Source organism: Streptomyces sp. TM32 (assembly GCF_004122755.1).
In the GTDB taxonomy this organism is placed as follows: Bacteria; Actinomycetota; Actinomycetes; order Streptomycetales; family Streptomycetaceae; genus Streptomyces; species Streptomyces sioyaensis.
In genome coordinates, this window is sequence record NZ_SDIG01000068.1 from 20,663 (window position 1) to 31,064 (window position 10,402).

Sequence of the window (10,402 nt, forward strand, 5' to 3'; positions counted from 1 at the left end):
GACACCCCGGTCCGCGATGCGGACATGACTGGCCCAGATTGCCCTGGTAAGCGCGTGATGTGCGCGGACGTGGCCCGCAACCAACGGCGACCCGACGGGAGGGCCGTCCCCGGGGGGCCGGAGCCGGCCGCACGGCAGACCTCAGGCGGATGTCGGGTCCACCTAAAGGCTGACAAGAGTCCGTACCTGCCGCGTACGGATCGGCGCGCATTCCATGGGTGAATAGAGGCAGAGCCGGGGAGGCTCGGACAGCCAAGGGGAGTGGACCATGCAGCCCAGGACGAACGCCGGCCGCCGCACGCGGAACACCGTCGTCGTGGCATTGATCGTGGCCGGCCTGTGGGCCGGTGTCACCCTGACCCGCGCCGCCGCGCGCGCCGACGAATCCGGCCAGGCCGGTCCGGTGGGACACTTCAGCCGCGCGGTGCAGCTCATCCGCGGCTGACCACCGGCCCGTACCGCTCGCTACCGCGTCCGCGGCTCGCCGCGATAGGTACCGAACGACCAGCGGTTGCCCTCGGGATCGCGGGCGCCGAACCCCCGTGAGCCGTAGTCGGTGACGGTCAGCTCATCGGTGATCTCCGCGCCGGCCGCGGTGGCACGCGCATACAGCTCGTCGGGACGGTCCGTGACGACATAGGCCCCGAAGGTTCCCGGCTGCAGCGGCCAGTGATCCTCCTTCCCGTCCCTGACGGAGCCGAGCATGATGCCGCCGCCCTCCGGCCAGGAGAGCTGGGCGTGCTCGACGTGCCCGCCCTCCCCGGGGATGACCACGGTCTCCTCGAACCCGAAGGCATCGGCCAGGAACCGGATCAGCGCACGGGCATCGCGGGCCCGCAGCGTCGGCCATACCTGGGGTGCGGGTGTGGTGTCGGACATGATCGCCGGACCTCCTGGATCGGGTGCGCGGCCCCCGGTGGGCCGCTGACCTCAGCCTTCCTCGAAGGCGCCCCCCGGGGCTTGGACGTTTCGGAACTCCTCGGCGAGCCATTGGCTGGGCGGACAGCCGGCCAGCGCACGGAACTCCCGGGCCAGATGGGCCTGGTCGAAGTACCCGCAGCGGATGGCCAGATCGGCCAGGAGCGGTGGGGTGCCCCGGCCGGCGGCGGCACCGAGCAGCCGACGCGCCCGGTCGAACCGGAGGACCCTGGCGGTGGTCTTGGGCGTCAGGCCGGTCTCCCGCCGGAAGCGCGAGGTCAGATGACGGGTGCTCCAGCCGACCTCGGCGGCGAGCGTCGATACCGGTGCGGCGCCCCCTGACCGCGCCAGCAGCCGCCAGGCACGGAGGACCTCGGGAGCCGGTCCGGGGCCGGCACCGCTTGCCTGCGGGAACAGCCGGCCCAGCAGATACGCGTCCAGCAGCGCGAACCGCTCCGGCCAGCTGCGGGCCGCCCGCAGCCGCTCGCCCACCTCCACGCCCTGCCGTCCGAGCACCGCTTCCGCGGGAAGGTCGATGCCCGCCAGCTCACCGGCCGGCAGTCCCAGCAGGGCGCGGACGCCCAGCGGGTGCAGGCCGAGCTGAATGCCGGACTGACGGCCCTGGTGGGTGATCAGCGCAGGGCGGGTGTGCAGACCGCCCAGGAGGGCGTCGTAGGTGTCCGGTGCCTGCGCCGGATCGGGGTGGCCGGCCAGCGTGAGGGGCTCATCAAGGGTGAAGATCAGGGTCAGCCGGGGTGAGGGAAGCCCACGGTGCCGGCCCGGCGGCACCCCGGCCTGCCGGTATCCGGCGTACCCGCTGACGTACGGCCGGAGCGGGGGCGCGGGGACCGCGAGCCGATGTTCGTCCACGGGGCCGGGGCGGGTGCAGGGCGGCGTTTCACGTGAAACGCCGCCCTGCACCGCCCGGCTCCGCATCCCGGGTCATCCCCAGGTGATCAGCCGCTTGGGCCGTTCCAGCACCGCCGCGACATCCGCGAGCAGCTTGGAGCCCAGCTCACCGTCGATGAGGCGGTGGTCGAAGGACAGCGCGAGGGTGGTGACCTGACGCGCCTTCACCTTGCCCTTGTGGACCCACGGCTGGAGCTTGACCGCGCCGAAGGCGAGGATCGCCGACTCCCCCGGGTTGAGGATCGGCGTACCGGTGTCGACGCCGAAGACGCCGACGTTGGTGATGGTGACCGTGCCGCCGGACATCGCCGCCGGGGAGGTCTTGCCCTCACGGGCGGTGGAGATCAGCTCGCCCAGATCGGCGGCGAGTTGGGGGAGGGTCTTGGACCCGGCGTCCTTGATGTTCGGGACGATCAGCCCGCGCGGGGTGGCCGCCGCGATCCCCAGGTTGACGTAGTCCTTGTAGACGATCTCCTGATGCGCGTCGTCCCAGGCCGCATTGACCTCCGGGTGGCGCTTGAGGGCGACCAGGAAGGCCTTGGCGACGAGCAGCAGCGGGTTGACCCGCAGCCCCGCCATGTCCGGGTCCTGCTTGAGCTCCTGGACGAGCTTCATCGTGCGGGTCACATCGACGGTGATGAACTCCGTGACGTGCGGCGCGGTGAAGGCGCTGGCGACCATCGCCTGCGCGGTGGCCTTACGTACGCCCTTGACCGGTACCCGCCGCTCGCGTGCGGCGGTGTCGACGGCGCCGGGCTCCGCCGGGGCCGCGGCCACCGGCACCGGAGCGCCGACCGGAGCCGCCGCTGCCGGGGCGGCCGCCGCATGCACGTCCTCGCGGGTGATGATGCCGTCCGGCCCGGTCGGGGCGACCGTCGCCAGATCGATGCCGAGGTCCTTGGCGAGCTTGCGCACCGGCGGCTTGGCCAGCGGACGGCCGGAGGTCGCGGCAGCCACGGGGGCGGCAGGCGCGGCGGGCACGGGCACCGGGGTGATCACCGGCGGGGGCGTGGCCCGTCCGTTCAGCTCCGCCTGGAGCCCGGCGCTCGCGGACTCCGGCTGGGCCGGCACCGCGGGCTGCGGCTTGCGAGCCCGGCGCTTGGTCGAGGACGGCGCGGCGCCATATCCGACCAGCACCGCCTGACGGCCCTGCGGCTCGGCGTCCTCCTCGGCGGAGGGGGCGGCTTCCTGCGGCACGTTGGCCGTCGGCGCCGCGGCGGGCCCGGCGCCGGGGTCGGTGTCCACCGAGATGATGACGGTGCCGACATCGACGGTGACGCCCTCGCCGAAGGTCAGCTCGTGCACCACCCCGTCGTACGGAATGGGCAGTTCGACGGCGGCCTTGGCGGTCTCGACCTCACACACGACCTGGCCGTCGGTGACGGTGTCGCCCGGCTGGACGTACCACTTGAGGATCTCGGCCTCGGTGAGTCCCTCGCCCACGTCGGGCATCTTGAACTCGCGGAAGCGCTGAGCGCGGGCGGGACTTGCAGTCATGGTCACGAACTCTCCTCAAACCCTCAGTACGCCAACGCACGGTCGACGGCGTCGAGCACCCGGTCCAGCCCCGGAAGGTACTCGTCCTCCAGACGGGAGGGCGGATACGGGGAGTGGAAACCGCCGACCCGCAGGACCGGAGCCTCCAGGTGGTAGAAGCACCGCTCGGTGATCCGGGCGGCGATCTCGGCACCTGCGCCGAAGAAGACCGGGGCCTCGTGGACGACGACCAGCCGGCCGGTCTTCTGCACCGACGACTGCACGGTGTCGAAGTCGATCGGGGAGAGCGAGCGCAGGTCGACGACCTCGACCGACTTGCCCTCCTCGGCCGCGACCTTGGCGACGTCCAGGCAGACCTTCACCATCGGGCCGTAGGCGGCCAGCGTGAGGTCGGAGCCGTTCTGGGCGATCCGGGCCTTGTGCAGCGGATCCGGGATCGACTCGGTGTCCAGCCGCGATTTGTCGTGGTAGCGACGCTTGGGCTCGAAGTAGATGACCGGGTCGTCGCCCGCGATGGCCTGCTGGAGCATCCAGTAGGCATCGGAGGAGTTCGAGGGGGTGACGATCTTGAGGCCCGCGACATGCGCGAACAGCGCCTCGGGGGACTCGGAGTGGTGCTCGACCGCGCCGATGCCGCCCGCGTACGGGATGCGGATGACGACCGGCACCTTGACCTTGCCCAGCGCGCGGGCGTGCATCTTCGCGAGCTGCGTGACGATCTGGTCGTAGGCGGGGAAGACGAAGCCGTCGAACTGGATCTCGACGACCGGGCGATAGCCGCGCAGTGCCATGCCGATCGCCGTGCCGACGATGCCGGACTCGGCGAGCGGGGTGTCGATCACCCGGTCCTCGCCGAAGTCCTTCTGCAGGCCGTCGGTGACGCGGAAGACGCCGCCGAGCTTGCCGACGTCCTCGCCCATGACGAGGACCTTGGGGTCGGCCTCCATGGAGGCGCGCAGCGACTCGTTGATCGCCTTGGCAATGGTGATCTTCTCGAAGACGGCCATGGTCAGTTCCCCTCCGCGGCGCCGGCATCGACGAACGACGCCTGGTAGGCGGCGAACTGTGCGCGCTCCTCATCGACGAGCGCATGCCCATCGGCATAGACATTCTCGAAAATCGCCATGTCGTCCGGGTCGGGCATGGCACGGACGGCGTCGCGGACCCGCTTGCCCAGGGCCTCGCTCTCCTCGTCGATCGAGGCGAGGTATGCCTCGTCGACGATGCCCTCGGCCTCCAGGTACGTCCGCAGACGCAGGATCGGGTCCTTGGCCTCCCAGGCCGCACGCTCCTCGTCCGCCCGGTACTTCGTCGGGTCGTCGGAGGTGGTGTGCGCGCCCATGCGGTAGGTGAACGCCTCGATGAGCATCGGGCCCTGGCCGGTGCGCGCCCGCTCCAGCGCCGCCCGGGTCACCGCCAGACAGGCCAGGACGTCATTGCCGTCGACCCGTACGCCGGGGAATCCGAAGCCGCGGGCGCGCTGGTAGAGCGGCACCCGGGTCTGCTTCTCGGTGGGCTCGGAAATCGCCCACTGGTTGTTCTGGCAGAAGAACACGACCGGGGCGTTGTAGACCGCGGAGAAGGTGAAGGATTCCGCGACATCTCCCTGGCTGGAGGCACCGTCACCGAAATACGCAATGACCGCGGAATCCGCGCCGTCCTTCTGCACACCCATCGCATAGCCGGTCGCGTGCAGCGTCTGCGAACCGATGACGATGGTGTAGAGGTGGAAGTTGTTGGTACTGGGATCCCAGCCGCCGTGATTGACGCCGCGGAACATCCCCAGCAGATTCGTCGGGTCGACGCCGCGGCACCATGCCACGCCGTGCTCCCGGTAGGTCGGGAAGACATAGTCGTCGTCGCGCAGCGCGCGCCCGGAGCCGATCTGGGCGGCCTCCTGGCCCAGCAGCGAGGCCCACAGGCCCAGTTCGCCCTGGCGCTGGAGGGTGGTCGCCTCGGCGTCGAACTTCCGCGTCAGCACCATGTCGCGGTAGAGCCCGCGCAGCTCGTCGGGGGACAGGTCGATCGAGTAATCGGGGTGCTCGACCCGCTTCCCTTCGGGGGTCAGCAGTTGTACGAGCTGATCCTGCTCCGCCTGCTCGGGCCGGCCGGAGTTCCGGGCCTTGGCCGGGGACGCCTTCTTGGCCGACGTCGCCTTTGCGGCGGTGGTGCGCTTGCTGCTGCCGCGGGTGTTTTTCCGCTGCGCAGTGCCTTCCACGGTCACGTGCTGCTCCTCCGTCTGTCCGGCCCCCGGGGTCCGCCGGTGGCCGTATTGCGGCTCACCCGGTATCCGATACGGCGCACGGGGTGTGTGCGATCGCGGCCGGATCCGGGTGGAACAAAGCTCCCGGACAGTGGCCTGCTCATTGCACGTTACCCATTGTCAAAGCCGAAGTGGAAACGGCGCTGACCTGCGATTTTGCTTGGATTTCCAAGTAAATCACTAAGGCTTGGAACAACCCCTGGTCACAGCGTTGCAGGCCGCCGGGACAATGGCACGTTATATCGGTGACCTGGAGCACGGGAAGAGTCGATGTGTGAGACTGGGAGGGTGCGCGAAGACGGAAAAATCACGGTATTCCTGCTCGATGACCACGAAGTTGTCCGGCGTGGCGTCCACGAAATGCTCTCGGTCGAGGACGACATCGAGGTGGTCGGCGAGGCGGGTACCGCCGCAGATGCCCTGGTCAGGATCCCTGCGACCCGCCCGGACGTGGCGGTGCTCGATGTCCGGCTGCCCGACGGGAGCGGTGTCGAGGTCTGCCGCGAGATCCGGTCGCAAGATGAGGACATCAAATGCCTGATGCTCACCTCCTTCGCGGACGACGAAGCCCTTTTCGATGCGATCATGGCCGGTGCGGCCGGATATGTCCTCAAGGCCATTCGGGGCAACGAGCTCCTCTCCGCGGTGCGCGACGTGGCGGCCGGCAAGTCCCTGCTCGACCCGGTGGCCACCGCCCGGGTGCTGGAGCGGCTGCGCGACGGCAGCACCACCAAGGGTGACGACAAGCTGGCGAACCTCACCGACCAGGAACGCCGGATTCTCGATCTGATCGGCGAGGGCCTGACCAACCGTGCCATCGGCGAAAGGCTGCACCTCGCCGAGAAGACGATCAAGAATTACGTCTCCAGCCTGCTGTCGAAGCTCGGCATGGAACGGCGCTCCCAGGCCGCCGCCTACGTCGCGAGGATGCAGGCCGAACGTCACTGAGCAGCCAAGGCGTGGCGGATGCGCCCCGCCCGGCTCATGGTGATTCAGGACCATCGGCCCCGCCGCCCGGGGCTGCTGGCCCCTACGTGTCGGACGGATCCGCCCGGCAAGGTGGTGCCATGCCCACCGACAACTACCGTGCCATCGAGCTGCTGAGCCGCACGCCGTACGGGCGCGTCTCTGCCAGTCGGCGGGCACTGCCCTTCACCACCGTCGCCCGGCACCTCGTCCTCGACGGCCGGCTGGTGCTGCGGCTGCACCAGGGCTACGGCTACCACCAGGCTCTGGACGGCAGCGTGGTCGCCTACGAGGCCGACAACGTCAACAGCGGCGAGGACGACACCTGGTCGGTGCAGTTCACCGGCACCGCCCGGGTCGTCGAGCCCACCCCCCTCGAACGGCAACTCTTCGGGAGCTCCCCCCGGCTGGCCGACGGCGCCCCCTACGCCCCCGTCTTCCTGCGCGTCGAGCCGGAGTTCGTGACCCTGCACTACCTCACCGATGTGCCGGTCTTCCGGGGTGCGCACTCTGTGTAAGGCTCTCCGGCGCGCCCCCTGCCACGTACGCAGTTGATCTAACATCTGGCGAGTGCTGCGCTCATCTGTAGTCCGGACGGCGGCGACGCCCGACAAAGACACCCTCGGAGCCCTGCTCCGCCACTACACCGGCGCCGGCGCGCCGCTGTCCTGTGAGCCCGTCGCCGAGGGCCTGCTCAACCACGGCTACTTCCTCGCCACCACCCGCGGCCGGTACTTCCTCAAGCACCACCTCGACGGCGACCGCGCCGCCCTCACCCGCCAGCACCGCGCCACCCGCCGGCTCGCCGCGCTCGGCCTGCCGGTCGTCCCGCCCCTCGCCGACGCGGACGGCCGCACCGTCACCGTCCTCGACGGCCGCTGCTACGCCCTGCACCCCTGGGTCGAGGGCCGGCACCTCGGCGGCGCGGCGCTGACCCGTGGCCAGTCCTGGCGGCTGGGCGCGCTGCTCGGGCTGGTCCACACCGCCCTGGAGCAGGCCATGGCCGGCGAACCGCATCCGCCCCGGCCGCCCTGCGCGGACGCCGGCGCCGACCCGGAGCGGACCTTCGAGACGATCGAGGAGCTGCTGGCCCTGGCCCGCGGCGCCCGTCCGCGCACCAGCTTCGACGAACTCGCCGAACACCGTCTGCTGGAGCGCCGGGCGCTGCTGGCCGAGCTGGCACACCACCGCCCGGCACCCGGCGCGGAGCCCCAGACGGGCTGGGTGCACGGCGACTTCCACCCGCTGAACGTCCTCTACCGCGGCGCGGAGCCGACCGCGATCGTCGACTGGGACCGGCTGGGCGTCCAGCCGCGCGCCGAAGAGGCGGTACGCGCCGCCGCGATCTTCTTCGTACGCCCCTGCGGGACGCTGGACCTGGCCAAGGTGGCGGCGTACGCGGGCGCCTACCGCAGCGCCTGCGGGGCCGGCGCCGAGGAGCTCGCGGCGGCCGTCCACCGGGTGTGGTGGGAGCGGCTGAACGACTTCTGGATGCTCACCTGGCGCTACCAGCTCGGCGACCGCCGCACCGATGCCCAGTTCCCGGCGGCGGCCGCACTGGCCGTGTGGTGGACCCGCGAGTACCGGGCCGTGCGGAACGCGTTCACCCGCTGAACCGCGGCGGGGCGCCCGTCAGCCGGCCGGGCCGAGCGTCGAGCCGGCGTCCGTGCCGCTGCCGGTGGTGGTCCCGCTGTCCGTCCCGGTGGTCGTTCCGCCGTTGGTGGTGCCCCCGTCCGCGGTCCCGCCGTCCGCGGTGCCGCCATCGGCGGTCCCGCCGTCCGTCGTCCCGCCGGTGGAGTCGGTGGGCGGCTCGGAGGTCGGCGGCTCCGACGTCGGGGGCTCGGAGGTGGGCGGCTCGGACGTCTCCGGCGTGCTGGGCTCCTGGGGCGGCGGCTGGCTGTACGTGCCGCCGTCACCGCCCGTGGTGCCGGGCTCGGTCTGCGGGGTGCTCGGCTCCTCCGGCGGCGGCTCGCTCGTCTTGTCGTCCTTGGACGGCGACGGGGACTGCGTCGTGGGGGTGTCCTTCTTCTTGTCCTGGCCGCCGGTGTTCTGCAGCGCGAAGGCCACACCCACCGCGATCGCGATCACCGCGAGCGCCGCGATCAGCCAGATCTTGCCGCGGCCGCCCCTGGCCTGGCGGGGGCCGCCGTCGAAGCCGCCGTCGTCGTCGCGCATACCGGGCGTGAGGATCGGCTGGGCCGTGGTCTGGCCGGCGTCGGGGTGCGGCAGGGCCGTGGTGGCCGCGGTGCCCATGGACGCGCCGTGCCCGCCCTCGTGCAGGGCGACCGGGCCGGTGTTCCAGGTGCCGGTGTGGCCGCCCTGCTCGTGCAGCATCTGCAGCGAGTACTGGACCAGGCCGCGCATCTCCTCGGCGGACTGGAACCGGTCGTCGGGGTCCTTGGCCAGCGACCGCATGACCAGGCCGTCCAGCTCCGGCGGCACCGCGTCGGCGACCTCGGACGGCGCCACCGGCATGTCCTGTACGTGCTGGTAGACCACCGAAAGCGGGGTCTCGCCGGTGAACGGCGGCCGCAGCGTGAGGAGCTCGTAGAGCAGACAGCCGGTGGCGTAGAGGTCGGAGCGGGTGTCGACGGTCTTGCCGAGCGCCTGCTCCGGGGAGAGGTACTGGGGCGTTCCCATGACCATGCCGGTCTGGGTCATCGTGGACTGGGCGCCGTGCAGGGCACGGGCGATGCCGAAGTCCATGACCTTGACGGCGCCGCTGTTGGTGATGATCACGTTCGCGGGCTTGATGTCACGGTGCACGATGCCGTGCTGATGGCTGTAGGCCAGCGCCTCCAGCACCCCGGAGACGATGATCAGCGCCTGGTCGGCCGGCGGGGCATCGGCGTTGAGCAGCAGATCGCGGATGGTGTGGCCCTCGACCAGCTCCATCACGATGTACGGCACGGTGTTGCCGCCGACCAGATCCTCACCCGAGTCGTAGACCGCCACCACCGCGTGGTGGTTCAGCCCGGCCACGGACTGTGCCTCACGCGTGAAGCGGGCCTTGGAGACCGGGTCCTCGGCGAGGTCGGCACGCAGCAGCTTCACGGCGACGGTGCGGCCGAGCCGTACGTCCTCCGCCGCGAACACCTCCGCCATACCGCCGCGACCGAGCCGTCGCGTGAGCCGGTAGCGGCCGTCGCCGACCAGCCCGCCGTTGCCCCACATCTCCGGTGCGTCGGGGATATTGGAGCCGGTGGCGTCAGGATCGGACGGGCCCTGGGGGCTCTGCGTCGGTGCCATCGGTCCTCGCCGTCGAATCGATCCGCATGAGAGCGGTAAGGTCATCGGTCTTCGCTAGAGCACGCTACAGGTTCCGCGGCACCCATCGGTCCGTCGTGGACCGGCCATCAAACCTGCCGGAAGCCAGCGCGGGCAAGTTCACCTGGGACGATCCGGTGCCGAAATTGTCTGTGGGCTGTGACGCGATCTTGCGCATCTGGTCACGGAACGGGCACACAGCTTGACGTGTCCAGGCCCTGGGGCAGACTTGGCTGCGGAATTCCAGATTTTGATCACTATCCGTACGGGATAGTGCGCGCGTAGGGGGAAGCGGAGCGATGAGCCAGGACGGCGCTCAGGGCCAATACGAGGGCCGTTCGGTCGGCGGGGGACGTTACCAGCTTCGTGATCTTCTCGGCGCGGGTGGCATGGCCTCCGTGCACCTCGCCTACGACAGCGTGCTCGACCGCGAGGTCGCGATCAAGACCCTGCACACCGAGCTCGGCCGCGAGCAGGCCTTCCGTGAGCGCTTCCGCCGTGAGGCCCAGTCCGTGGCGAAGCTCACGCACACCAACATCGTTTCGGTCTTCGACTCCGGTGAGGACGAGCTCGACGGCGGCA

General features: G+C 70.8%; 10 protein-coding genes and 1 pseudogene. 5 read left to right on the forward strand and 6 right to left on the reverse strand.

All coding sequences use genetic code 11. The features are described from left to right. Window positions 1–268: 268 nt before the first annotated feature. Window positions 269–445 (forward strand): hypothetical protein, encoded by a 177-nt coding sequence (locus EST92_RS31640; RefSeq protein WP_174244037.1) that lies wholly within the window; start codon window positions 269–271, stop codon window positions 443–445. Window positions 446–465: 20 nt separating this feature from the next. On the opposite strand, the gene EST92_RS16930 is transcribed toward EST92_RS31640, so the two are convergent. The 5 genes from EST92_RS16930 to pdhA form a co-directional block, all read right to left on the reverse strand. Beyond that, a complete protein-coding gene (locus EST92_RS16930; protein ID WP_129281757.1) occupies window positions 466–879 on the reverse strand; it encodes a VOC family protein in 414 nt (137 codons plus the stop codon). Window positions 880–930: 51 nt separating this feature from the next. Further along, a complete protein-coding gene (locus EST92_RS16935) occupies window positions 931–1,788 on the reverse strand; it encodes a helix-turn-helix domain-containing protein (protein WP_129281758.1) in 858 nt (285 codons plus the stop codon). A gap of 72 nt (window positions 1,789–1,860) precedes the next feature. Continuing rightward, window positions 1,861–3,324 carry a dihydrolipoamide acetyltransferase family protein gene (locus EST92_RS16940; protein WP_129281759.1) on the reverse strand — a complete coding sequence of 488 codons (1,464 nt, stop codon included), beginning with the start codon at window positions 3,322–3,324 and terminating at the stop codon, window positions 1,861–1,863. A 23-nt stretch (window positions 3,325–3,347) separates the two neighbouring features. Then, the gene (locus EST92_RS16945; RefSeq protein WP_129247191.1) at window positions 3,348–4,331 is read right to left on the reverse strand and encodes an alpha-ketoacid dehydrogenase subunit beta; all 984 of its coding nucleotides are present in this window, start codon (window positions 4,329–4,331) and stop codon (window positions 3,348–3,350) included. A gap of 2 nt (window positions 4,332–4,333) precedes the next feature. Beyond that, the gene (gene pdhA, locus EST92_RS16950) at window positions 4,334–5,548 is read right to left on the reverse strand and encodes a pyruvate dehydrogenase (acetyl-transferring) E1 component subunit alpha (RefSeq protein WP_129281760.1); all 1,215 of its coding nucleotides are present in this window, start codon (window positions 5,546–5,548) and stop codon (window positions 4,334–4,336) included. 327 nt (window positions 5,549–5,875) lie between these two features. Here pdhA and EST92_RS16955 point away from each other — a divergent pair, with 327 nt between their 5' ends. From EST92_RS16955 to EST92_RS16965, 3 genes are all read left to right on the forward strand, one after another. Next, complete coding sequence (locus EST92_RS16955) at window positions 5,876–6,535, forward strand: response regulator transcription factor (RefSeq protein WP_129281761.1); 660 nt, start codon at window positions 5,876–5,878, stop codon at window positions 6,533–6,535. 119 nt (window positions 6,536–6,654) lie between these two features. Further along, window positions 6,655–7,071, forward strand: a complete 417-nt coding sequence (locus tag EST92_RS16960; RefSeq protein ID WP_129281762.1) for a pyridoxamine 5'-phosphate oxidase family protein — start codon at window positions 6,655–6,657, stop codon at window positions 7,069–7,071. A 52-nt stretch (window positions 7,072–7,123) separates the two neighbouring features. After that, on the forward strand, window positions 7,124–8,167 hold the full coding sequence (locus tag EST92_RS16965; RefSeq protein ID WP_129281763.1) for a phosphotransferase: 1,044 nt from the start codon (window positions 7,124–7,126) through the stop codon (window positions 8,165–8,167). Window positions 8,168–8,185: 18 nt separating this feature from the next. Here the strand turns inward: EST92_RS16965 and EST92_RS16970 are convergent, their stop codons facing one another. Continuing rightward, a complete protein-coding gene (locus EST92_RS16970; protein ID WP_129281764.1) occupies window positions 8,186–9,802 on the reverse strand; it encodes a protein kinase in 1,617 nt (538 codons plus the stop codon). Between the two features lie 317 nt (window positions 9,803–10,119). Between EST92_RS16970 and EST92_RS16975 the strand changes: the two are divergent. After that, window positions 10,120–10,402, forward strand: a pseudogene (locus EST92_RS16975) (protein kinase); the annotation flags it as partial.